Origin of the sequence: uncultured Shewanella sp. (genome assembly GCF_947495455.1) — a bacterium.
Taxonomy (GTDB): domain Bacteria; phylum Pseudomonadota; class Gammaproteobacteria; order Enterobacterales; family Shewanellaceae; genus Shewanella.
Map to the genome: position 1 here is coordinate 20,151 of NZ_CANLZC010000042.1, position 23,807 is coordinate 43,957.

Sequence of the window (23,807 nt, forward strand, 5' to 3'; positions counted from 1 at the left end):
TATTTATCTTAAACGTTCGTTTTTGAGTTATTGATGAGAAATGCTGATGTGATCTTTGACTAGGGCCTGTTGAACTTTGGTGATGATTTCTGCAGCAGTTTGTGGGTTCTTTATACAAGGCAGAGCTTGTGTGGTGTAGTTGTTCTACATAAACAAGCGATAACGCCGTAGAAAGGAGCCACAAACACTGTCCGTAGGATCCGGCTAAACGTGTTTTACTCTTTGTTGGGAGCAATTTGCTTAGATCACTAGGCGTCATCCCTCCCGTCGCGATTAAAACACGTTTATCTCGGACATAATTTAACCACCAAAGATCAACAGGCCCTTGGGTTATCGTTAATAGCTCATGGCATGGATGAAAATGAATGATTAAGAATTGTCATGATTTCACGTTATAAAAGTAAAGATGACAAAAGATTGATGTTATTTCGCTAAGTTTGCTTTTTTTTGACAGCGGGGTAGAAAATTTATTGATATAAAAAGATGATTGAAGGAGAAAATAGAGGAAAGCGTCATGTTCTTATGGTTTAAACGACGCCTATTATGTCGAGGATCTCGGCATAGATTGAGCTCAGAAAATCTTGATGTCAACTGGACACAGAATAGTCATGAGACGGAGTGCGGCATATGGGAGCATATTGCGGATTTTTTTCATAGTGTGTATCAAGAAGAAGCGCAAAAAGCCTTATTCGATTTGGTACTTCAACAAGAGTGTGATACTCAAAAGTATGATGCATTTCATCGATTACGTCAGCTTGCTGCTGACATTTTTTATGATAAATTTATCGAAGAAGGTGTGAAAAATATTGATGGCTCTTGGGATATTACCATACTCATTAAAGGCTGGCATATTGACCAGAATATTTTACAGCTGCATTTAAAAGCGGTGAATGGAATAAAGCTTTAGTGGTGACGTGCATTGAAATGCTGCTTCTAAAAGAAGTCAGTGTCTTTTGGTCGCTAAAGTAAGAAAGATGACGAGTATGAAAATCCAAGGAATGAGTGATGAATTGCCACTTTATCTTGCTCTGGTGGTTTTTTTTGGCTAGTGTTGCGGCATAATATTTACACCTAGCCAACAAATATCCGTGTTTATGAAAAAAAAATGTTTACTTTTGGCCCTTGCATCCATTAGCGCCTTTAACATGATGCCAGCCTTTGCCACGAATAATTCTAGCGCCGCTTCCAGTGATCTATCTTCTCCAGCCCCCTTTACGGTGCAAGATCTTGTTAATTTAAATGAATTAAGCTCACCGGCATTGTCCCATGATGGAACAAAGTTGGTTTATAGTATTAAAAAGCATGATAGTGATGGCTCAACACAATCAAACCTGTATTTACAAGACTTAACAGAGCATGGAGCACAGGAAAAATCCCATCAGCAAGTGATCCAATTAACATCATCACCTAGTACTGAGCATAGTGTGGCTTTTGCAAAAGATGATAAGGCGATTTATTTTATTGCTAATCGAACCGGCTCAGCTCAGTTATACCGTTTGTCGTTAGCGGGTGGCGAAGCTATGCCTATCTCTGCTTTACCCTTAGACGTTGAAGGTTTCAAGTTATCGCCTGATAGCAAAAAAGTGTTATTGACGATGCGAGTCGTTCCAGAGTGCGACACTTTGATTTGTTCCAAAGATAAATTTGACGCTGAATTGAACCGTCAATCGACAGGGGTGGTTTATGATCAACTTATGGTGCGTCATTGGGATACTTGGTATGACCATGCCAGAAGTCATTTATTCATCGCCGAGCTTGATGATAGCATCATAAAGGATGCCATTGATATTACCAAAGGGCTGAATACTGAAACGCCGCCTAAACCTTTTTCTGGTTTAGAGGAGGCCACTTTTACTCCTGACAGCCAATATGTTGTCTATAGCGCGAAAGCCCCCAGTCATACGCAAGCGTGGACGACGAACTATGACTTATGGAAAGTATCCATTAAAGGCGGGAAGAGTGTTAACTTAACGAAGAAAAATAAAGCTTGGGATTCTCATCCTGTGTTTTCGTCAAATGGACGCTATCTTGCTTATCTTGCCATGAAACAACCGGGATTTGAGGCCGATAGAAATCGCATTATGCTTCGGGATACGGTGACAGGGCAAGAGAAAGAAGTGGCTCCGCTATGGGACAGAAGCCCACAATCATTACATTTTGGGACTGATGACAAGACCTTATACGTGTCCGCTCAAGATTTGGGGCAAGTGTCTTTATTTGAAGTTAATACCCAGTTTGGTGATGTGCGTGCAATTTATACTGAAGGTTATAACGGCATTGTGGGAATGACTGCTGATAAAGTGGTGTTTACCCATAAAAGCTTAGTGCAGCCCAGTGATTTGTTTTCTATCAATTTGGATGGCCAAAATCTACAGCAGTTGACTCAAGTGAATAAGAATAAGCTTGAGAGAATAGCGTTCGGTGAATTTGAGCAGTTTAATTTTAAAGGCTGGAATAATGAAACGGTTTATGGTTATTGGATAAAGCCCGTGAATTACCAGCAAGGTGACACTTATCCTATTGCTTTTTTAGTGCATGGTGGGCCTCAAGGATCATTTGGCAACAATTTTAGCGCTCGTTGGAATGCCCAATTATGGGCGGGCGCGGGTTTTGGTGTTGTGATGATAGATTTTCATGGATCGACAGGGTATGGGCAAGCATTTACTGATTCGATTACTCAGGATTGGGGCGGAAAACCCCTTGAAGATCTCCAAAAAGGTTTTGATGCTGTGGTTAAACAGCAGCCTTGGTTGGATAAAAATCGTGCTTGTGCCTTAGGCGCATCTTATGGCGGTTATATGATGAATTGGATTGAAGGCAATTGGCCAGACGGTTTTAAGTGCTTAGTAAATCATGCTGGTCTTTTTGATATGCGTTCCATGTATTATGTGACTGAAGAGCGTTGGTTCCCTGAATATGAATTTGGCGGTACATATAATGATAATAAAGCCTTATATGAAAAATTCAATCCAGTGAATTACCTTGATAATTGGAAGACGCCCATGTTAGTCATTCATGGTGAAAAAGATTTTAGAGTGCCATATGATCAAGGTTTAGCTGCATTTGGCTTTTTAAAGCGCAAAGGGATCCCTTCAGAGTTGTTAATTTATCCCGATGAGAATCACTGGATCTTAAACCCACATAATTTAGAGCAGTGGTATGCCAATGTATTAGGCTGGCTGAATCGCTGGACGAAAAAGTAAGCCATTGATGCGTGAATAAACGGACTAAAAACCAGAACAGATGTTCTGGTTTTTTATTTGGTTTGTTGTTCTTAAATAATCCCCATAAAAAGAGCAATTATCAACAACACTATGCTTAAACCCCAGATCCAAAAGAATGAATAACGGATATGTTTACCCATTTTAAGTTCGGCAAGCCCGAGTCCAAGCCAAAGTGCGGGGGAAAAAGGGCTAATAAAGGTACCAAGAATATTACCGATGATCATGACATAAATCGCCGATTGTGCACTGACACCCACACTTGAGGTGATTTGTTCAACAACGGGGACTAATGCGAAATAATAAGCATCGGTGTTTAAAATGAGTTCAAAAGGGGCGCCGAGAATACCAATGATGATATGTAAATAGGGCAAAATAGTATTAGGCAGAATAGCCACAATATCAAGCGCGAGGGCATTAAGCATTTTTGTGCCTGTTAAGATCCCTAAAAAAGCCCCAGCAGAGAGAATAATACATCCCATCAGTACAGCACTTGGCGCATGGGCTTTGATTCTATCCATTTGATCACTCACTTTTGGATAATTAAGCGACAGGGCTAAACTCACGCCTATCATAAAAGTGAATCCTGAAGGGATAATGCCCCAAACAAGTAGAGTAATCACACCTATGGTCAGTAAAACATTCATCGCGAGTTTTCTCGATGATCTATTGGATGACGTTGAGCTCATCGGTGAAATGAATGTGTTGCTAGGGTGAGTATTTTCCTCTTCAATGGGGGAAAGCGGTGGCAAGTTGGCGATACGACGTTTTTCTCGAACACCCAATACCATTGCCATTGGCACTAACAGGAGCAATGCAATGAATTGTAATGGTACTAAAGGACGCCAGAGTTCAGTGGGATTCATCGACAGTAATGCCGCTGCGCGACCAATGGGGCCAGCCCAAGGCAGCATATTCATAATACTCGCACTGGTTCCCACTAATAGCAGCAGTAAATAGGGACTCATTCGTAATCGCTTGTATAAGGGCAGTAGTGCAGGAATAGTGATGAGAAAAGTGGAGGCACCAGAGCCATCTAAATGTGCAATGGCCGCAATAAAGACGGTGCCGATGACAACCGATTGAATACTTCCATGAGATAGCGTTACCATTTTATTGATCATCGGTGTGAATAATCCCACATCATTCATGATCCCAAAATAAATAATGGCAAAAATAAACATGATGACAATAGGAAAGACTTTTTGGGTACCCGCATTAAAGTAAAGGCCAATATCGTGAATACTGGTACCTGCTACCAGAGCACCTATGATAGGTACAATAATTAATGCCGTAATTGGACTGGTTTTTTCTGTTAGCAGTAATCCAACAATAGTGATAATGGTAATAAAGCCGATAAACCCGAGCATGGCGACTCCTTCATTTTAGTTGTTGTTTGGTGTTGGACCCATGCGCAGCCCATCAGAATGATTATTTTACGTGGCATTGAAATGTGTGATGACACATTTCAATTCATTGTTTGCCTGTCATGTTTTCAAAGGATCTCACAATAAAAGGGACCTTAATAAAAACACAAGTGCTTATGACTATTTAGGTTTTAATCCCTGTCAAACGGCATTTAAATGTACTTTTTTCGTTTCATTTAATTGTCATTTCGTTGTCATATAGGTTTCTTTGTTATGTTTTATGCTGAGTTTTATTTTTTATTGAGTGACGCGCCAAAGTGTGACGGATGAAATATTCATAAAAACCGCAAATGATATTTAAGGAATGACAATATAAATGAAAGCAATAAGACTGATATTAACGATCCTATTTTCGAGCCTGTTATTGATGGCTTGTGAAGATAATACTGAAGATAAGATTGTAAGTTATGAAAGCCATGCGTCTTTGAGTTCGCTGGCACCTGCCACATCTACGGTGTCTTCAAATGAGTCATGTGACGACGATCTTTGTATTCAGTCAAGTGAATTTTCAATGCAGCTCATTGCGCGATATGCTTCTAACGCCTTTGGAGTCAGTGCGGCTGAAATTGTCGATTATCATGAGGCATCAAAACAGATTTTTGTGGTGAATGCGCAAAGTGGGCGCGTAGATATATTGGATGCATCATTGTTGGCTAGCGCGACACCAGTGACTGCTGAGCAAGCGCTTGTGCTTGATAATATGATGAAAATAGGCGAGGTTGATGTTATTGAGGATCTTGATCTCACAGGTCTAGGCGGCATAAATAGTTTGAGCCTTTATCAAGATCTGTTGGCGGTGGCGGTTGAGCGGGAAGATGAATATGGTAACCTCAAGCAAGGCAAGGGGCTGGTGGCTTTTTATCGCCTAACGGAGGAAGGAAGCCTGGAGTTTCTTCATGGGGTTGAAGTGGGTTACTTACCTGATAATGTCGCTTTTACGCACAATGGCACTCAGCTCCTGGTTGCCAATGAAGGTGAGCCCAATGATGACTATACTGTGGATCCCGTCGGTAGTATTTCAGTGATTGATATTGTCGATAATACACCTGTCACACAGGCGATACATATTCATTTTACCGATTTTAATCAAGGAGCGGCGCGTTTTGATGAAGTGAGTGCTTTTATCAAAATCAATGGCCCTAATGCCAGTGTGGCGCAGGATTTAGAACCTGAATACATCAGCGTGAGTGAAAATAGTCAAATGGCTTATGTGAGCTTGCAAGAAAATAATGCCATTGCTGTAATTGATTTACAGACTATGACCATTGAGGCGCTATGGCCCTTAGGGTTGAAAGACTTTGGGCTGGCTATGAATAGTATTGATGCCAGCGATAAAGATGAAGGTATTAATATTCGGCCTTACTCAGGTGTGTATGGCCTATACCAGCCCGATACCCTCGCGACCTATCAGTGGAATAATGCTGATTTTATTGTCTCGGCTAACGAAGGAGACGCCCGTGATTATGAGGGTTTTTCAGAAGCGGTACGGGCGAAAGACTTATCACTCATTACTGAGCATCCGCAATATTTAGCCGTGCAAGATAGCACCCAACTGGGGCGTTTGAAAGTCACCACCAGTATGGGGGATCACAATGGTGATGGTGATTATGAGCAGTTGATAAGCTTTGGTGGACGATCATTTTCTATTTGGGATCAAAATGGGCTATTAGTGTTTGATAGCGGTAGTGATTTTGCGCGAATCACGGCGGCTGTGCTAGGAGAGCATTTTAATAATAATAATGATAAGAGTAAAGGCGATAGCCGCAGTGATGATAAAGGGTCAGAGCCTGAAGCCTTAGCTCTGGGTCAGGTGAACCGTCGGCATTATGCCTTTATTGGCTTAGAGCGTGTGGGTGGAGTCATGATTTATGATGTGACCAATCCATTTGATGTGTCTTTTGTTGATTACGTGATTAATCGAGACATGGATATGGATTTTTCTATCGATGAAAAAGACATGGATGGGCAGGATATCGTGGGCGATCCCAGTGCAGTCGGGGATTTAGGGCCAGAAGGGATGACATTTATTTCAGCCGATAAAAGTCCATTAGGAAAAGCATTATTATTGATTGCTAATGAGGTCAGTGGCAGTACCAGTGTGTATCAATTAACCCATGAATAAATCATTAGGTGTGGCCTGAGAGGCAATGCAGTAGAGTGGACTTAATCGATCACTCTACTGATGCTGAAGGGGCTGACTATTCTAAGTCATTTTCATTCATCATCGGGATTAGTAAAATTATCACCATCACCACCATCATTATCCTACCACTCATCAAATGCACTTGAGTCATCGTCTGTTTGCTCGATATTGGATGAGGGAATGCCCGCATCTTCATAGGCCTCAATATCGTCGTCTGAACTACTAAAGGCATAAATAAACTTCGCACCCATAGCGTCGCTATCGTCAGGATCTATGCCGACCGCCTCGGCATAGTCCTGAATGCTGTCAATTTTAAAGTCTTTTACTGCGTCGCTATCACCAACATCTAGGCTGCCATCGATGACATATGGATACATGATGACATCCCATTCTAGGCCGCCCTCGGAGATGGTGAGGTTGTCCTCTAACCATTCTTGGGTAACGGTTGCAAAGGTTTTAGAATCGGGTACCGACGTGGGATCAGACAGCACGTCAGCAATATAGTTAAAATAACCGTCGGGGTAGACGATACCATCCTCGGGGCGGCCTGTGAGAAAGACCACCTGAAAACCATTTGCGATGTATTCATCTACTGTGTCTTTCGCAGTCTCCCAAAAGGTTGGACTGAATCCATCATAGCCGTCATTGAAGTAGTCTTCTTGTGCACCATCATCTATTACCGTGCCATCGATATCAAAAATCACGACGGGGTCGTCGTAGTTATAGCCAACATCGTTAGGATCATCCTCTACTGCGCCAACAGCGATTAAGAGCTCAACAATGCCTTCAGCTTCATCTTCTGCTGCGTCATATATGTCATCGACAACATCTTCTGCCGTGTCTGTGACATCGTCCCATGCGTCATCTACTGCGTCTGTGAAGTCGTCCCACCAACTGCTGTCTTTATGTGGAGGATGAAAAGTGGCTTGTTCAAGGATTGCTAATGTTGTGAAATCTGGTCTTTGTGAGGCTGCCACATAGGTTCCCCCTGCTGCCGATGGAGAATACATATCTTCGGCCGCTGCGCCGCCAGAATAACCGCCACCACCACTGCCGCCATGATTATAGGCGCAAGCTCCATTTCCCTCATCATTTATGCTTATTTTTTGTTTATCATCGTCTAGATTGTGCCATAAACTGGCATTGAGATCATAATCATCTAGCGTGCTGTCGACGCAGCCTCCCGCGCCGCCAAGGTGATTATGATCGTTAACATCGATATTCACTTCTTGACCAAAAGAGTCGTGGGCAACGGCTTCTTGGTGCCGTGAGTATACGACAGAGCCGCTGCCACCATCGCTGTTGGGACTTGCGCCGCCACCGCCCCCAGCACTGATGAGGACATTGCTAAAACTGGGTGAATGCTCAAGAGGTGATTGCGTCATTAAATAAGTGGCTGCGCCCCCACCGCCCACCATAATCTCATCACCCGTATCGGTTATAGAGGTTGTATTGCTTCCTGACTGACCCTGTGCCCAATGTACTTCATAGGTTTGATACGTTTCATAATAGTCTTCAAATGTCGTCGAGTAGATACCGATAGAGCCTCTGCCACCTTGGTGGTTATCGGTGTCGCCACCATCAGCGCCTTTGGCGATGAACATGATAGGACTTGAGCGTGAGGCCCTGATGTTGTGGGTGGGGTCTATATCGTGATTAATTGAATGATAGACATCATGCCAAAGGTTGGTGGTGGTCTCAGTACTGGGTAAGGTGCAGCGAAGGATATTACTTTCCTCAGTATCGGTTTGTATTAATTCACATTGCTCATTGGCATTGAAGTTTCCTTGAGAATAACTGGAACTGTCACCATAAGTTGTTTCTGGTGTTGTGACTGCTCTATATTCATCATTACAGGCGGTTAATAATAACGAAGATATAAGGCTTAGAGTGAATACTTTTGATGGGTCAAGATATTGAATTTTAAGGGTAAAAAATGTCAGCTTTGGTACCATATTAAACTCACTATAGAGGTTGATTTGGGGGATAACAACTCAGTAAGTTTAGAGGTGGGTAACATAAATTCAACTTTATATTGATGTTTTGTTATCATTTGATTGTCGTGAGCTGAATAGTGATTTGGCAAGGCTTAAACATTGGTTTAGCAAAAGTGTATAAAGGCATGGTGATAAATTGCAACGCACTCAGGTGTGAAACCGCAACCTAAACGTTGCGGATGGCGCTACGGATTAATGTAGCGCTTATTTTGTATTGGCGTCTAATGCATTAAAAACCGCGAGGCAATTGACCTTGTCCAGCCAATTTTTGGCGCCATAACTCTTTTGGCGTTTGTCCTGCTGCCTTTGTTGTTTGTGTTTTGGCAACCTTGATTGTTTTGGCTTTTGGTGCTGTTTGTGCTTTGTCGACGATTGGCGCCGAGTTTTCGGCTTTATCTGTGGTATTTTCAGCGTTAAATTCTGCAAGCATAGATTCTAATTCACTGAAACGTATGGATTTACCGCCATCGATTTTGTACCAGCTTCCTTTTTGCTCAATAGTGACCTTTTGGCCTTGTTGGCTTGATAAAAAGCCTTCAAGTTGGCTGATAACTTCTTCTTTGGTCAGTTTAGACATAGTTGTAACCTGTTAATTTTTTATGTGTACATAACGAATTGGCGTGATTTTATAGGGTAAAGTACTCTCATGTCCAATTTTCGGTGAAATTCGCGACTTTTTGTTGTGCTTTGTTGGGTTTTTGAGCGATAAAGGCAAAGTGTTGGGTAAGTCATGGAACAATCAAGTAGATCGGTTACAATAAAGGTTTATGCATCGTCTTGGGAGTTATGGCTATCTTATGTTACGTACTGAATTAACAGATTATTTGTCTTCTTATTTAAATATTAATGCCTTTAAAGATTATGCGCCTAATGGACTGCAGGTCGAGGGAGGGCAAGAAGTCAACACTATTGTGACTGGGGTGACAGCTTGTCAGGCGTTAATTGATGAAGCCATTGCATTAAAGGCTGATGCACTGCTTGTTCATCATGGTTTTTTTTGGAAAAATGAGCCAGAAGTGATCACTGGCATGAAGCAAAAACGTATTAAAGCTTTGCTTGAAAATAACATTAATTTATACGGGTATCATTTGCCGTTAGATGCCCATCCTGAAGTGGGTAATAATGTGGAACTCGGCCGACAGCTTGCATTTGAGAATATTGAAGCGGTTGACAATATTGCAGGGTTATCAACGCCAGGTTTGTTATGGAAAGGCACATTACCTGAAAAAATGTTGGCCAGTGACTTCTCTGCGTTTCTAAGAGCAGTGTTGAATCGTAAGGCATTGCATTTGGGGGATGAGGATCAAACAATCGCCTCGGTTGCATGGTGTACGGGTGGCGCCCAAGATTATATTGATTTAGCGGCGCAGTTAGGTGTAGATGCCTTTATCAGTGGAGAAGCCTCTGAGCGTACCTATCATTGTGCCATTGAGCAAAATATTCATTACTTTGGTGCGGGACATCACGCTACTGAACGTTATGGTATTCAAGCATTAGGTCGACATTTGAAGGAAAAGTTTGGCTTGACGCATCACTTTATCGATATTGATAATCCAGTGTAATAGCTTGCTATTACTCTAAATTTTGTTGGTTTTTTATTTTTAGTCTCGTGTGAGTGGATCATTGTTATATGGGGTTGTTAAAAAGAATGCTTAAGTTATTCAATGAAGAGTATGCATCTAAGCCAAGCGTTAGAAAATAAAAAAGAAATCCTTATTGTATAATTAAAAAAGCCGCTCTTATTAAAGAGACGGCTTTTTATTTGTGTTATATCTGTGATTGAGGGAGCCTCAGTCACGGGGTTAACAGTGCGGGTTATTTCACTTTCATACCAGGCTCGGCACCTTCATGGGGCTCCATAATCCATAGATCTTTTCCACCTGAGCCAGCGGCTAATACCATGCCTTCTGAAGTGCCAAAGCGCATCTCACGAGGAGCAAGGTTTGCGACCATCACAGTGAGCTTGCCTTCTAAATCTTCAGGCGCGTAAGCCGATTTGATACCTGCAAAAACTTGCTTAGTTTCGCCGCCTAAATCCAGCTCTAAACGCAGTAACTTCTTGGCTTCTTTCACATGCTCTGCTTTGGCGATACGGGCAATGCGCAAGTCAATTTTAGCAAAGTCATCAAAGCTAATTTCTGGACTAATAGGATCTTGTTCTAGCGGCGATAAGGTTGAGGCAGTGTTTGTTGCCTTTTTAGAGGCGCTTTGTTCAGTCTCTTTGGCCACAGAAAGATTTTCTGTTGATGCATCGGTGATAGCTTGAATATTTTTCATATCAACACGCTGCATTAAGGCTTTAAAAGGTTTAATTTCATGCCCTGTGAGATCCATATTTAATGTATCCCAAGTGAGTGTTAATTGTAAAAAAGCTTCCACATCGCCAGCAAGCTTAGGTAATACAGGTTTTAGGTAGGTACACAAAATACGGAATAAATTCAGTGCATGGCTACAAACTTGATGAGCTTGCGCTTGTGTGTCTTCTTGTTTGATCAGCTGCCAAGGGGCAGCTTCAGCCACATAAGCATTGGCTAAATCCGCCAGCGCCATGATTTCGCGCATGGCTTTACCGTATTCACGGGTTTCGTAAAATTCGGCAATGATGTCTTGTTTGGCTAAAAAGGTCTCTGTGAGGCTATCATCGGTAACTGATGTTAATTTGCCATCAAAACGTTTGCTAATAAAACCTGCCGTGCGAGAAGCCAAATTGACGAGCTTACCTACAAGATCAGAGTTGACTCGTTGAGCGAAATCTTCAAGATTTAAATCTAAGTCATCAATACGGCTACTGAGCTTGGCAGCATAGTAATAACGTAAGTATTCTGGGTTTAAATGATCTAAATAGGTGCGCGCCTTAATGAAAGTGCCTTTTGATTTAGACATTTTAGCCCCATTGACTGTGACATAACCGTGAGCATAAACGTTGCTGGGTTTACGTAGCCCTGCACCTTCTAACATGGCCGGCCAAAAGAGGCTATGGAAGTAGACAATGTCTTTTCCTATGAAATGATAGACTTCTGCGTCTGAGTCTTTGGCCCAAAAATCATCAAAATTGATATCACCGCGTTTGTCACACAAGTTTTTGAAAGATCCCATGTAACCGATAGGGGCGTCCAACCAAACATAGAAAAATTTACCCGGTGCATTTGGGATTTCAAAACCAAAATAGGGGGCATCACGGGAAATATCCCATTGTTGTAATCCTTGCTCAAACCACTCATTGAGCTTATTGGCCATTTCAGCCTGCAAAGAGCCTGAATTAATCCACTCTTTTAACATGTTTTCAAAGGCGGGTAAGTCAAAAAAGAAATGCTCAGAGTCTTTCATGATGGGCGTCGCACCGGATACCGCAGATTTTGGATTGATTAAATCTGTCGTGCTATAAGTGGCGCCACAATTGTCACAGTTATCGCCGTATTGGTCGTCTGAGTGGCAGCGCGGACAGGTACCTTTGACAAAACGATCGGGTAAAAACATTGACTTTTCAGGATCAAATAACTGTGAGATGGTTTTGGTTTTGATGTAACCACCTTCACGTAATTTTAAATAAATATCACTGGCAAGGGCTTTGTTTTCTTCGCTATGGGTGCTGTGAAAGTTATCAAATTGAATATTGAAATCAGCAAAGTCTTGTTGGTGCTCTTGTTGAACCTGGGCAATCATGGCTTCAGGCGCAATTCCCATTTGTTGTGCCTTAAGCATAATGGGTGTGCCATGGGCATCATCGGCACAAATATAATAGCATTCATGGCCACGCAATTTTTGGTAGCGTGACCAGATGTCTGTTTGAATATATTCCAACATATGCCCTAAATGTATGGGGCCGTTGGCATAGGGAAGTGCACTTGTCACTAATATTTTACGTTGTGAATTAGCCATCTTGTCTCTAAATTGTGTGATGCTTAGAAAGTATGGGATAGATACTAACCGATCCGTTGAAGACTTTCATTAAAAGCTGATGTAAGTGGATTAAATTCAGACTAATGTTTGCTTTAATATCTGCTACAATTGCTCAACTTTTATTTTAGGGAGTGATATTTTGCCTTCAATCAGCCGAGCATTTTCACTAAAAGAGCCATTATTGACGCCTGTTTTAAGCCGTTTAGCCTTGATGATGGATGAGCATTTGAAATTAAATTTCTTGGATGCTGACATTGTTAAGGATTTAGCTCTTAATGGCGCTTGCCTTGAAATAACCCTTGTTTTTCCGTACCCCTGTCATTCGCAAAAAGCGATAATTGAACAAGCATTAAATGCGACATTGTGTGCAATAACTGAAATTGATGCGGTGAAATGTCACATTGACTTTGAATTTACTGTACAATCTGCGCAAACAAAGCCGCCTATCGAGAATGTTAAGCAAGTGATTGCTGTGGCATCGGGTAAGGGAGGGGTGGGCAAATCGACCACTGCGGTGAATTTAGCACTGGCTTTATCAGCAGAAGGGGCAAGAGTAGGCTTATTAGATGCCGATATTTATGGCCCTTCGATTCCCATTATGCTTGGGATCCCCGATTTTAAGCCCGTCTCCCCTGATGGTAAGGTGATGTTGCCAGCGAATGTTCATGGTATCGCAGCACAATCAATTGGCTTTATTGTCGATGCAGAGCAGGCGGCGGTGTGGCGGGGCCCGATGGCGGCTGGGGCATTAGTACAGTTAATTAATGAAACTCAGTGGCCAGAATTGGATTATTTGGTGATTGATTTACCACCCGGGACGGGGGATATTCAGTTAACCTTGTCACAGAAAGTTCCGCTTAATGGTGCGGTCATTGTGACAACACCGCAAGATATCGCGCTGGCTGATGCCCAAAAAGGCATTAACATGTTTCAAAAAGTGAATGTCCCTGTATTGGGGATCGTTGAAAACATGAGTTTTCATGTGTGCAGTCAGTGTGGGCATGAAGCCTTCCCATTTGGCCAAAATGGCGGAGAAAAAATGGCGACACGTTATGGATTACCTTTATTGGGTAAACTGCCATTAACCTTAGCGATTCGAGAAGATTTGGATAAAGGTTTACCCAGTGTAGTGGCGACACCGAATGATGATATTGCTCACTTGTATTTAGCGATAGCGAGGCAAGTGGGCGCAGAATTAGCGCTGTCTAAAGCGCAACCAACCGTTTCTATTAGTATGTCGAATGAATAAGGGTTTAAAATACAAATGAATTCACAGCAGTGTGTGATTATTGGGATTGCAGGTGCATCTGCGTCAGGTAAAAGTTTAATTGCTAAAACGATTTTTGAAGAGTTATGCAGTGATTTAGGGACTGACCAAATTGGTGTGATTTCTGAAGATGCTTATTATCGAGATCAAAGCCATTTGTCGATGGAACAGCGTATTTTAACCAATTATGATCATCCAAAAGCGTTAGATCATGAGCTATTGTGTCGTCATTTACAGCAACTTAAAAATGGTGAGTCTGCTGAGATACCTGTTTACAGCTATAAAGAACACACTCGTACCGATGAAACGTTATCCTTGACCCCTAAAAAGGTGATTATTTTAGAAGGCATTTTATTGTTGACTGATCCTGCCCTTCGCGAAGTCATGGATGCCACTGTTTTTATGGATACACCTTTAGATATTTGTTTTATGCGTCGCTTATCTCGTGATGTGGCTGAGCGCGGCCGCACTATGCAGTCAGTGATGTCACAATACACAGAAACGGTTCGTCCTATGTTTTTACAGTTTATTGAACCGTCAAAACAGTACGCAGATATCATCGTTCCTCGTGGTGGAAAAAACCGCATTGCCACCGATATCTTGAAGGCGAGAATTCAACATTTACTCGCTAAATAACGGCTAAGAGTTATTGTAGAGGATAATAAAATATGCGTTTAACCGATATTGAAATAGAAGCATGTTTAAACGATGGCACTATTATGATGGAGCCTCGTCCCAGCTCTGATGCCATTAGTGGCGTCAGTGTTGACGTGAAACTGGGCAATCAATTTCGCGTGTTTAAAGATCATACTGCGCCTTTCATCGATTTAAGTGGCCCGAGTACTGAAGTGCAGGCGGCGTTAGATAGAGTGATGAGTGATACTATCGTAATCGCTGATAATGAGTCTTTTTTCCTGCATCCAGGCGAGCTTGCGCTATCTATCACCCATGAGCATGTGACCTTACCTGCTGATATCGTGGGTTGGTTAGATGGGCGTTCATCCTTAGCGAGATTAGGGTTAATGGTGCATGTGACGGCCCATCGAATTGATCCCGGTTGGCAAGGGAAAATTGTGTTGGAATTTTATAACAGCGGTAAGTTACCCTTGGCACTAAAACCCTTAATGACCATAGGTGCGCTTAATTTTGAGCGATTAAGACATGCCGTGGCCAAGCCTTATAACACACGGAAAAGCGCAAAGTATAAAGATCAGCAAGAAGCGGTTGCCAGTCGAATTAGCCAAGATAATTGATTCAGGAAAAGTTAATTATTTTAATGGCTTTATCTGGCTATCGAACAGTAAAGTGAGCATCAATGCAAGGTTCAAGCATGACGACAGTTTGGGTAAATGGTGTTGAAAGTGGTCAAGTGATGCCCTTTGATAGAGGGCTAGCTTACGGTGATGGGTTATTTGCGACCATGCGAGTAAAGCATCATGAGATACTGTTTTTAGCTGCGCATTTACAGCGACTGTCTCAGGGAGCCAAACGTTTAGGCTTTAACTGGCAAGCATCACAAACCTTGCAAGAAAGATTAATTCAGCAAGCCATAAGTATAGGTCAAGGCTGTATTAAGCTTTTATTGACGCGAGGTTGTGGCGGTCGAGGTTATGCTGCGCCTATTGAAACACAAATAACAGAAGTGGTGTCTGTACATCCTATTCCCGAACATTATCAACACTGGCAGCAACAAGGTATTTCACTGATCAGCAGTGATGTCATGTTAGGCCGGCAGCCGAGATTAGCGGGCATAAAACACTGTAATCGTCTTGAGCAAATATTCATTAAGTCAACCCCCTTACCTTTAGGTTTTGATGATTATTTGGTCCTAGATGAGCAAGGCTTAGTGATAGAATCTTCCATGGCTAATCTTTTTTTTGTGGATAATCATCAGGCGATTTATACGCCTGCATTGACTCACTGCGGTGTTGCTGGAATGATGCGCGAGCAAGTCATGCATGGGGTGTTAACCTTAGGTTATTCGGTGAATGTTACGCCTATTTCTTTGAATCAACTGGCTGATTTTTCTGCGGCATTTGTGACGAACAGTTTAATGGGAGTTGTGGATGTGATACGCATTAATGATATGACGATGAACAAGCATCCATTGACACACACTTTGCGTACTGCGTTGGATCTTGCTCTGTGAAGCGGTAAGTATGGTAAGTTTTAACAGTATTTTAGGTTGTGATGATGAAAAAAATAGCAGTAGGATTGATTGCGAGTAGTTTGATTGTATTGCTGTTAGCTGCAATAGGAGCCTATTGGGCTTATCAGACCTTGTTAACCTATGGACACAGTCCTATCAATACAGTGACGCCTGTTGAATTGCAAGTGAAAAGAGGCACCTCTTTTTATGAATTAGCGACACAATTACAAGATCAAGGATTAATCGATGATGCTCAAAAATTACGTTGGTTAGCACGCGTCAAACCCAGTATCGCCCATATTCGGTCTGGACTCTATCAAGTTGAGCCCACTGATAGTATTGACAGCTTGCTGGCTAAAATAGCTGATAATCAAGAGAAAGTGTTCACATTAACCTTAGTTGATGGGCTCACAATCAAGGAGTGGAGTGCCCAATTACAAAATGCGCAGCATATGACTTATGAGCCAGATGTGTTTAATAAGGTGTTAGAGGCCAATGGTGATGATTCTCGTTTACCTGAAGGTAAGTTTTTTCCTGATACTTATCAGTACCGAGCGGGTGAGTCCTTATTTGATTTGCTCAATACTAGCTATTTAAAAATGCAGCAAGCGTTAGCCGATGCATGGAATAATCGCGATCCTGATTTACCTTTGACCTCTCAATATCAGTTATTGATTTTAGCTTCTATTATTGAAAAAGAAACGGCGCAAGCCCAAGAGCGCCCGCAAATCGCAGCTGTGTTCATGAACCGTTTGCGTAAAGGTATGCGTTTACAAACGGATCCGACGGTTATTTATGGTATGGGTGAGCGTTATAAAGGCAATATTACACGAAAAGATCTGCGTGAGCAGACACCTTTTAATACCTATCGTATTAAAGGATTAACGCCAACGCCCATCGCAGCGCCCAGTTTAGCTGCCATTCAAGCAGCAGCGCATCCAGCAAAGGTGGATTATTTGTATTTTGTCTCTCGTAATGACGGTAGTCATGTGTTTTCTCACACCTTAAAAGAGCATAATCGGGCTGTGAATAAATATCAGCGAAATCGTTAGTGGATCACTATGATTGGGCTTCATGATCATTGTGATTAAATGCAACAGATTTGAATATATACAAAGAGGTAAGACGTAGATTAAATGGCGAAGTTTATTGTTATTGAAGGGCTAGAAGGCGCTGGAAAGTCCAGTGCAATTGCATTAGTGAGAGATTTTATTGAAAAAAAAATCGGCGCTGTGCCTGTTTGTACTCGAGAGCCAGGGGGAACCCCTCTGGCTGAGAAAATCCGCGATCTCGTTAAAATTGCTGATGAAAGCGATCCCCTTTGTGATGAAGCTGAATGCCTGTTGATCTATGCTGCTAGAGCTCAGCTGATTGCAAATGTGATAAAACCTGCACTTGATGAAGGTGTGTGGGTATTGGGTGATAGGCATAATTTGTCATCGCTGGCTTATCAAGGAGGCGGGCGTCAATTGATGCCATTAGTGGAGTCGGTGAGTGAGGCAACTTTGCAAGGTTTTAAACCTGATTTAACCTTATATTTGGATATTGCGCCTCAGTTAGGGCTGCAAAGAGCTGCGCAAAGGGGCGCATTAGATAGAATAGAGCAACAAGCGTTAGCTTTTTTTGAGCGGGCACGCCGCACTTATTTAAAATTAGCGGCAGCTGATGACAGCATTGTGGTCATTGATGCCAGTCAATCAATGGCCCAAGTGCACAAAGATATTATTGCTGTGCTACAAGCTCAGGGTTGGTGATATGGCTAACGTCGCAATCCCTTGGATCGATACAGTACTGAGTCAATTTAGCGATAAGCTTAAGCAAGGGCTGCATGGCCATGCCTATTTAGTTGGGTTAGATAAAGGTTATGGGGGGAATGAGCTCGTATTGGGAATGGCCAAGGCCTTGCTCTGCCAAAAAGCCACCCCTCGAGGAGGCTGCGGCTTTTGTAAAGCATGTTTGTTATTTGAAGCCAATAATCATCCTGATTTCTACCGCATTGAGGCTGATGGGTATCAAATTAAAGTGGATCAAGTACGTGAACTGTGCCAGCAGCTCACGGAGACGGCTCAACAAGGTGGGCGGCGAGTGGCGGTATTATTTAGCAGTGAGCGGCTTAATCTGGCTGGTGCCAATGCGCTACTTAAAACCCTTGAAGAGCCAGGTAAAGAGACAGTGTTGCTCTTACAGTCTGATACGCCAAGTCGATTAATGGCAACGATTAGCAGTCGCTGCCAGCGTGTTAAGGTGGCGTTACCCACTTTGCAGGCGATAAGGACTTGGTTGGCAGACACTTTAGATGTTCAGCAAGATGTGACTTGGTGTTTACCCGTTGTGGGCGGACCAATTGCATTGGCACAATGCATTCAAGCGGGACAATATGATGAATTACTTCGATTTCGAAAAGCATGGGCACGAAGCCTAGCAAGAGGCAGATTATCAACAGAGTTGATGACATTAAGTGAGCAGCAAGCACTGAATGCCATGAGTATTCTTTATTTAGTTTTGAAACAAAAACTGGTTAAACAAACTGATTTGAATGCCTTGATTCGTATGAAAATTGTCGATTTAGCTGCTGATATTATGCAGCAGTATCACCAACTCAAATTGATGCCTAATATGAACCTCGCTGCATTGTTTAGAGCTTATATTGCCGATTATCAAGCTATTGTGAAAGCTGAATGACTTGTTGTTAATGTCACTTATGGTTATGCTTGCCGTTTTAAAATATCATTCTTAGGAAACCTGTTGTGCTGATAGATTCTCATTGCCATCTCGACCGCTTAAAAGCGGCACCAGATCAAGCCAGTTTACGCCAAATGATCCATGAGGCGAAAGCACGGGGGGTCGAATATTTTCTTTGTGTGAATGTGAGGCAAAATGGCTTTCAAGGGATGAAAGAACGTGTAGCTGAATTTGAACAAGTGTTTATGTCTGCGGGTGTTCATCCTCTCGATGTGCAAGAAGGGCTGAATATTAACGAACTGCATGGGTTCATTAAGGATCCTAAAGTGATCGCCATTGGTGAAACTGGCTTAGATTATTTTTATGCTGATGAGACTAAATCACTTCAGCAACAATGTTTTGAGCAGCAAATAAACCTTGCTGTTGACGTGAATAAACCGCTTATTGTACATACTCGTGATGCAAGAGAAGATACCCTTCATTTTTTAAAACAAGGCCGTGCTGATAAAGTGGGAGGTGTGCTGCATTGCTTTACCGAAAGTTATGAAATGGCGAAATCAGCCATGGAGCTGGGTTTTTATATTTCGGTTTCTGGTATTGTGACCTTTAAAAATGCAGCTGAATTACGTACAACGATACGTAAAATTCCAAAAGATAGATTATTGGTTGAAACGGATTCGCCTTATTTAGCCCCTGTTCCTCATCGTGGTAAAGAAAATCAGCCAGCTTTTGTGCGTGATGTGGCCGAGTTTGTTGCCGAGCTTAGAGGTGAGACTTATGAAGAGTTGGCGGCTTACACATCAGAAAACTTCTTTAATCTGTTTAAGAATGCTCAGAAAATGGCTAAATAACCTGAACTCGGGATAAGCAGCGCCGCTTAATAGCACTATTTTTGCCCCTATCTGTGTTGTGCTTTCTACTAATAGCCCGCTATTAGATACGAAATCCCGCCTTGATATCGACAAAAATTGCAGTATTAAGCCAAGTCCGAAAATAAAGAATGACCCAATTTTATTCAATTTTTTAATATTAAATGGGTTACCTCACATTTTTGACACTCATTATCCCGAGTTCAGGTTAAATAAAGGACAAAAAAAGACCCAAAATGATCCGTGAGGTTTTGGGTCCAGGGGAAGGGCTCCAAGGGTGGAGCCATGCGCTAATGAGTATCGGTTATTTCATCTAACTGGTACTTAAGTGTAGTAGAGGATGTTGAATAAGGGCAAGCTTTATTAGTAATAACTAATTATAGTGGGGCAACCTTGTCTTTCACTAAGTCTCTTGGTAAGTTGTTTTTTAACTTATTGCCTAAATGTTTTACCATACCGAGGAGTTGTCCTTCATAACTCACTAATACTTCACCTTGCGGTTTGATTTTATTTGCTAAAATAATATCACGGCCCATCAGAAAAGAGATGGCTTCTTCTTGGGTTAACGCAATACTGGCTTGATTGTTCCCCAGTGCGATTAAGGCCTCATGTTTCGCTTTAAAGCCTTGTTTAAAGCTGTCGGCTAATTTGAGCCCAATGCGTTGAAAGCGCATTGAGCCGATAAGGGGAATAAAGGGGGTTGGAAACAGCCAATATTCATTTTCTCTTTGCATTATGGTGCCTTGGCCTGAAAGCGCAATGCCAAAAGTATGTTGAAAATAATCCATTAATGCTAGAGTGTGTTTGTGACTGGCAAGGGAGAAAGGAAAGTTTTTTTGCTTATTCGGCTTTGGTGCAATGCGTGGGACGGATTGTTTTTTAGTAATTTTCGCCACGAAAAAGCCTTCACTGTCGTATAGTTGCGGCCAGACGTGTAAAAAACCTTCCTCAGTGATGGCTTTATCGGCCCCACAAAAGAGTTGAGATAAATTATCAAAGTGAACCGCATCACAATACAAGTCTTTAAGGTATAAGCACACGGCTTGGTTTTCAGCCTTGTTTAATGTGCAGGTGGAATAAACTAAGCTGCCCCCAGGTTTTAAGGCCAAAAAAGCGGATTGGATGAGTGCTTTTTGTGTCGCTGCAATATCATCAATTTTATCGGGATCCCAATGGATGAGTGCATCAGGATCTTTTCTCACTGTTCCTTCTCCGCTGCAAGGCGCATCTAATAAGATAGCATCAGCACTTTCATAGAGGTATTCACCAAATACGCGAGCATCGAAATGAGTGAGTGCCGTATTACTGATCCCCATACGTAGTATATTGGCATGAAGCACTTTTATACGACTCGCTGAATATTCATTGGCGATTAACAGGCCTTGATTATTCATCATGGCAGCCATTTGTGTGGTTTTCGATCCGGGTGCCGATGCCATATCTAAGAGGGTATCGGTATGGCTGAAATCATACTCTTGGAATAGAGCGGTTGGCGGTAGCATTGAGCTGGCTTCTTGAATATAAAATAGGCCTTGTAGGTGCTCTATGGTGTTGCCCAGTTGCACGTCTTTTTCAAGGGTGAGCCAAAAGCCTTCTTTGCACCAAGGTATGGGCTCAAAAGACCAGCCAAGAGGGGTCATTCTCTCAATAAAATGCGCGCAACTGATTTTTAATGTATTAACTCGAATAGACAGTCGTAAAGGTTGACCACAAAAGTGAATAAAGTCGTCAAGGCTGAGGTCGCTTGGCAGATCTTGAGCGATGTGATTAATAAAATTTTGATTTAATTGAACCATATTCAGGGTATGATGCTGAAAAGAAGCAGTATATCATAAGAATCGGTATCACTTCTTAAGTATCGATGTTCTCTTCTAGTCACTTTGAGTGCTCGATTAACAATAAAAGGAGCGTGTGTGCTCAATAGAATTTGGTTGTTTTTTTTCGTTATTATTGCTTTGGCAATGGGATTACAGTTAGCAAATGGGCAGACTCAAGTATTCTCATTGACTGTTGAATCGCTCTTTAATAGTGCTAAATTGGCGGCAGAGATTTCACTGGGGCTCATTGGTGTATTGGCATTATGGATGGGGCTAATGCGCGTAGGTGAGCGTGCTGGTGTCGTGGGGGCTTTGGCAAAAGTGTTAGAGCCTTTATTAAGTCGATTAATGCCTGAAGTACCCAGAGGTCATGCTGCTTATGGTAGCATGACCATGAACTTAATGGCGAATATGTTAGGTTTAGACAATGCCGCAACCCCGCTGGGATTAAAAGCTATGCATGATTTGCAAAGTTTAAATCCAAATAAATCGGTAGCAACTAATGCTCAAATTTTATTTTTAGTATTAAATACGTCTTCCGTGACCTTGATCCCTGTGACGATCTTCTTGTATCGCGCTCAGCAAGGCGCCGTGGATCCAGCCGAGATCTTTTTACCTATTTTGTTGGCGACTTCAGCCTCCAGTATCGCAGGCGTATTGTTAGTGGCATTTGTACAAAGGATTTCGTTACTCAATGCTGTGTTACTGAGCTATTTTAGTGTCATGTTTGCTTTTCTCATTGCCTTTGTTTGGTATCTAGGCACTTTAAGTGCACAAGCGATGGGGAGTTTTTCAAGTTTGTTAGGTAATGGCGTGCTTATCTTATTAATACTTAGCTTTATATTAATCGCTGGATATCGAAAAGTGGCTGTTTATGATGAGTTTATAGAAGGGGCAAAAGAGGGGTTTTCTCAATCCATTCAACTTATTCCTTATTTACTGGCTATGTTAGTGGCCATAGGTTTGTTAAGAGCGTCAGGTGCATTAGCGTATTTTCTGGATATGATCCGTCAAGTGGTATTGTTACTGGGGGGAGATGGCCATTTTGTTGAGGCGCTGCCCACTGCTATCATGAAACCTTTTAGTGGCTCAGGTGCCCGTGCCATGATGTTAGAGACTATGGATCAATATGGCGTTGATTCTTTTAGTGGTCGATTAGCTGCAATTTTTCAAGGCAGTACCGAAACGACTTTTTATGTATTAGCCGTGTATTTTGGCGCTGTTGGGATCCGTAATGGTCGCCATGCTATCGCCTGTGGACTGGGAGCGGATTTAGCGGGAGTGATTGCCGCCATAGTGGTTTGTTACCAGTTTTATGGCTAGCAATGAAAAAGAGGCAGGAAAAAGTGCATGCCATTTGTATGCCTGACAAGGGGGAGTAGGTGAGCTTATTATTAAAGCACTTTATGGGTTCGATAAAGGAAAAGTGAATAAGCTTTGTTAGGTGTAGTGGTAAGTTTCATGTAAAATAGACAGATAAAAGATCGGAACAATTGAAGAAGTGCTATGTCGTTTTGGAAAACCATTCCTTTAGCTGAAATGAGTCAGTCCCAATGGGAGTCTTTGTGCGATGGCTGTGGAAAATGCTGTTTAAATAAGATTATCGATGACGAAACGGAAACCTTGTATTACACGAATGTGGCTTGTGAATTATTAGAGCATCAGCAAGGTGGATGCCAAGATTATGCTCATCGATTCTCAAAAGTGCCAGGGTGCACTAAAGTCAGTATGGATAATATTGCTGAGCTGACTTGGTTACCTAATAGTTGTGCCTATAGGCGACTGTTTTTAGGGCGAGAGCTGCCTTCATGGCATCCGTTATTGACCGGTTCAAAAGAGGCTATGCAACAAGCGGGGATCGCCATTAACGGTCGTGTCATTGATGAAAAACAGGTAAAGTACTTAGACGATCATATTGTGTTATGGCCACTTAAAGATGTTGATTAGTCTTGAAATATATTCACGTTTTTATGATAAGCAATAGTTTTGACATTTTTCAGTTATTATGTGACTAGTGATAGGGAAATCACGGATAAAATCTGTGAAAATTTGTTCATTCAGATCAAAACAATACAGTGTCTATCCATAGAAGATATAGTTATACCAATTCTATTATATAAGTGATCTTTCAGCGGGAATTTAACATGCTGTAGGCAAGGTCGTTAATTGCTCCTGTATTAACAGACAGTCCCACCATCCATGGTGGACGCAGATGATTGAAGCTAATAGTTATTCTCGGCTTGGGTTCAAACGTCGCTCTACCTCCTTCATCCATGAAGTCGTATATCGAAAGCAGCTAAGTCACATAAAGTATGTTGAAACCCGCACAAAGTGA

19 protein-coding genes are annotated in these 23,807 nt (G+C 42.1%); 14 read left to right on the forward strand and 5 right to left on the reverse strand.

The window, feature by feature from the left end; all coding sequences use genetic code 11:
* Nucleotides 1–514: 514 nt before the first annotated feature.
* Together Q0791_RS12340 and Q0791_RS12345 are read left to right on the forward strand one after the other, a co-directional pair.
* On the forward strand, nucleotides 515–907 hold the full coding sequence (locus tag Q0791_RS12340) for a hypothetical protein (RefSeq protein WP_299006665.1): 393 nt from the start codon (nucleotides 515–517) through the stop codon (nucleotides 905–907).
* 187 nt (nucleotides 908–1,094) lie between these two features.
* Nucleotides 1,095–3,203, forward strand: a complete 2,109-nt coding sequence (locus Q0791_RS12345) for a S9 family peptidase (protein WP_299006666.1) — start codon at nucleotides 1,095–1,097, stop codon at nucleotides 3,201–3,203.
* A gap of 71 nt (nucleotides 3,204–3,274) precedes the next feature.
* On the opposite strand, the gene Q0791_RS12350 is transcribed toward Q0791_RS12345, so the two are convergent.
* Entirely contained in the window at nucleotides 3,275–4,591 is a 1,317-nt protein-coding gene (locus tag Q0791_RS12350) for a citrate:proton symporter (RefSeq protein WP_299006667.1), read from the reverse strand.
* Between the two features lie 373 nt (nucleotides 4,592–4,964).
* Between Q0791_RS12350 and Q0791_RS12355 the strand changes: the two genes are divergently transcribed.
* Nucleotides 4,965–6,770, forward strand: a complete 1,806-nt coding sequence (locus tag Q0791_RS12355) for a choice-of-anchor I family protein (protein ID WP_299006670.1) — start codon at nucleotides 4,965–4,967, stop codon at nucleotides 6,768–6,770.
* A 143-nt stretch (nucleotides 6,771–6,913) separates the two neighbouring features.
* Here Q0791_RS12355 and Q0791_RS12360 read toward each other — a convergent pair whose 3' ends face one another.
* Both Q0791_RS12360 and Q0791_RS12365 read right to left on the reverse strand, forming a co-directional pair.
* Nucleotides 6,914–8,746 (reverse strand): glycine-rich protein, encoded by a 1,833-nt coding sequence (locus tag Q0791_RS12360; protein WP_299006673.1) that lies wholly within the window; start codon nucleotides 8,744–8,746, stop codon nucleotides 6,914–6,916.
* Nucleotides 8,747–9,017: 271 nt separating this feature from the next.
* The gene (locus tag Q0791_RS12365; RefSeq protein WP_299006676.1) at nucleotides 9,018–9,365 is read right to left on the reverse strand and encodes a hypothetical protein; all 348 of its coding nucleotides are present in this window, start codon (nucleotides 9,363–9,365) and stop codon (nucleotides 9,018–9,020) included.
* A gap of 220 nt (nucleotides 9,366–9,585) precedes the next feature.
* Between Q0791_RS12365 and Q0791_RS12370 the strand changes: the two genes are divergently transcribed.
* Entirely contained in the window at nucleotides 9,586–10,350 is a 765-nt protein-coding gene (locus tag Q0791_RS12370; RefSeq protein ID WP_299006678.1) for a Nif3-like dinuclear metal center hexameric protein, read from the forward strand.
* A 253-nt stretch (nucleotides 10,351–10,603) separates the two neighbouring features.
* On the opposite strand, the gene metG is transcribed toward Q0791_RS12370, so the two are convergent.
* On the reverse strand, nucleotides 10,604–12,667 hold the full coding sequence (gene metG / locus Q0791_RS12375; protein WP_299006682.1) for a methionine--tRNA ligase: 2,064 nt from the start codon (nucleotides 12,665–12,667) through the stop codon (nucleotides 10,604–10,606).
* A 160-nt stretch (nucleotides 12,668–12,827) separates the two neighbouring features.
* Between metG and apbC the strand changes: the two genes are divergently transcribed.
* The 8 genes from apbC (at nucleotide 12,828) to Q0791_RS12415 (ending at nucleotide 19,637) form a co-directional block, all read left to right on the forward strand.
* Entirely contained in the window at nucleotides 12,828–13,937 is a 1,110-nt protein-coding gene (apbC, locus tag Q0791_RS12380; protein WP_299006684.1) for an iron-sulfur cluster carrier protein ApbC, read from the forward strand.
* A 15-nt stretch (nucleotides 13,938–13,952) separates the two neighbouring features.
* Nucleotides 13,953–14,591 carry a uridine kinase gene (udk, locus tag Q0791_RS12385; protein ID WP_299006686.1) on the forward strand — a complete coding sequence of 213 codons (639 nt, stop codon included), beginning with the start codon at nucleotides 13,953–13,955 and terminating at the stop codon, nucleotides 14,589–14,591.
* Between the two features lie 32 nt (nucleotides 14,592–14,623).
* On the forward strand, nucleotides 14,624–15,208 hold the full coding sequence (dcd, locus tag Q0791_RS12390) for a dCTP deaminase (RefSeq protein ID WP_299006688.1): 585 nt from the start codon (nucleotides 14,624–14,626) through the stop codon (nucleotides 15,206–15,208).
* A gap of 77 nt (nucleotides 15,209–15,285) precedes the next feature.
* Nucleotides 15,286–16,104, forward strand: a complete 819-nt coding sequence (pabC, locus tag Q0791_RS12395; RefSeq protein ID WP_299006691.1) for an aminodeoxychorismate lyase — start codon at nucleotides 15,286–15,288, stop codon at nucleotides 16,102–16,104.
* Nucleotides 16,105–16,148: 44 nt separating this feature from the next.
* Nucleotides 16,149–17,156, forward strand: coding sequence for an endolytic transglycosylase MltG (mltG, locus tag Q0791_RS12400; protein ID WP_299006711.1), 1,008 nt, complete (start codon nucleotides 16,149–16,151; stop codon nucleotides 17,154–17,156).
* 84 nt (nucleotides 17,157–17,240) lie between these two features.
* On the forward strand, nucleotides 17,241–17,858 hold the full coding sequence (tmk, locus tag Q0791_RS12405; protein WP_299006693.1) for a dTMP kinase: 618 nt from the start codon (nucleotides 17,241–17,243) through the stop codon (nucleotides 17,856–17,858).
* A 1-nt stretch (nucleotide 17,859) separates the two neighbouring features.
* Nucleotides 17,860–18,786: a DNA polymerase III subunit delta' gene (gene holB, locus Q0791_RS12410; RefSeq protein WP_299006697.1), complete on the forward strand. Its 927-nt coding sequence runs from the start codon at nucleotides 17,860–17,862 to the stop codon at nucleotides 18,784–18,786.
* Nucleotides 18,787–18,851: 65 nt separating this feature from the next.
* Nucleotides 18,852–19,637, forward strand: a complete 786-nt coding sequence (locus Q0791_RS12415) for a TatD family hydrolase (RefSeq protein ID WP_299006700.1) — start codon at nucleotides 18,852–18,854, stop codon at nucleotides 19,635–19,637.
* A 395-nt stretch (nucleotides 19,638–20,032) separates the two neighbouring features.
* On the opposite strand, the gene rsmF is transcribed toward Q0791_RS12415, so the two are convergent.
* Entirely contained in the window at nucleotides 20,033–21,451 is a 1,419-nt protein-coding gene (rsmF, locus tag Q0791_RS12420) for a 16S rRNA (cytosine(1407)-C(5))-methyltransferase RsmF (RefSeq protein WP_299006702.1), read from the reverse strand.
* A gap of 117 nt (nucleotides 21,452–21,568) precedes the next feature.
* Between rsmF and Q0791_RS12425 the strand changes: the two genes are divergently transcribed.
* Entirely contained in the window at nucleotides 21,569–22,795 is a 1,227-nt protein-coding gene (locus Q0791_RS12425; RefSeq protein ID WP_299006705.1) for a nucleoside recognition domain-containing protein, read from the forward strand.
* Between the two features lie 183 nt (nucleotides 22,796–22,978).
* Complete coding sequence (locus tag Q0791_RS12430; RefSeq protein ID WP_299006707.1) at nucleotides 22,979–23,419, forward strand: YcgN family cysteine cluster protein; 441 nt, start codon at nucleotides 22,979–22,981, stop codon at nucleotides 23,417–23,419.
* Nucleotides 23,420–23,807: the final 388 nt, after the last annotated feature.

What these genes read in the sequence shown, in the direction of transcription:
- metG (WP_299006682.1), bottom strand. Translation starts at nt 12,667, where the DNA reads ATGGCTAATTCACAACGTAAAATATTAGTGACAAGTGCACTTCCCTAT.
- Q0791_RS12340 (WP_299006665.1), top strand. Translation starts at nt 515, where the DNA reads ATGTTCTTATGGTTTAAACGACGCCTATTATGTCGAGGATCTCGGCAT.
- Q0791_RS12360 (WP_299006673.1), bottom strand. Translation starts at nt 8,746, where the DNA reads ATGGTACCAAAGCTGACATTTTTTACCCTTAAAATTCAATATCTTGAC.
- pabC (WP_299006691.1), top strand. Translation starts at nt 15,286, where the DNA reads ATGACGACAGTTTGGGTAAATGGTGTTGAAAGTGGTCAAGTGATGCCC.
- tmk (WP_299006693.1), top strand. Translation starts at nt 17,241, where the DNA reads ATGGCGAAGTTTATTGTTATTGAAGGGCTAGAAGGCGCTGGAAAGTCC.
- Q0791_RS12345 (WP_299006666.1), top strand. Translation starts at nt 1,095, where the DNA reads ATGAAAAAAAAATGTTTACTTTTGGCCCTTGCATCCATTAGCGCCTTT.
- Q0791_RS12370 (WP_299006678.1), top strand. Translation starts at nt 9,586, where the DNA reads ATGTTACGTACTGAATTAACAGATTATTTGTCTTCTTATTTAAATATT.
- holB (WP_299006697.1), top strand. Translation starts at nt 17,860, where the DNA reads ATGGCTAACGTCGCAATCCCTTGGATCGATACAGTACTGAGTCAATTT.
- Q0791_RS12365 (WP_299006676.1), bottom strand. Translation starts at nt 9,365, where the DNA reads ATGTCTAAACTGACCAAAGAAGAAGTTATCAGCCAACTTGAAGGCTTT.
- rsmF (WP_299006702.1), bottom strand. Translation starts at nt 21,451, where the DNA reads ATGGTTCAATTAAATCAAAATTTTATTAATCACATCGCTCAAGATCTG.
- Q0791_RS12355 (WP_299006670.1), top strand. Translation starts at nt 4,965, where the DNA reads ATGAAAGCAATAAGACTGATATTAACGATCCTATTTTCGAGCCTGTTA.
- Q0791_RS12430 (WP_299006707.1), top strand. Translation starts at nt 22,979, where the DNA reads ATGTCGTTTTGGAAAACCATTCCTTTAGCTGAAATGAGTCAGTCCCAA.
- mltG (WP_299006711.1), top strand. Translation starts at nt 16,149, where the DNA reads ATGAAAAAAATAGCAGTAGGATTGATTGCGAGTAGTTTGATTGTATTG.
- Q0791_RS12350 (WP_299006667.1), bottom strand. Translation starts at nt 4,591, where the DNA reads ATGCTCGGGTTTATCGGCTTTATTACCATTATCACTATTGTTGGATTA.
- udk (WP_299006686.1), top strand. Translation starts at nt 13,953, where the DNA reads ATGAATTCACAGCAGTGTGTGATTATTGGGATTGCAGGTGCATCTGCG.
- dcd (WP_299006688.1), top strand. Translation starts at nt 14,624, where the DNA reads ATGCGTTTAACCGATATTGAAATAGAAGCATGTTTAAACGATGGCACT.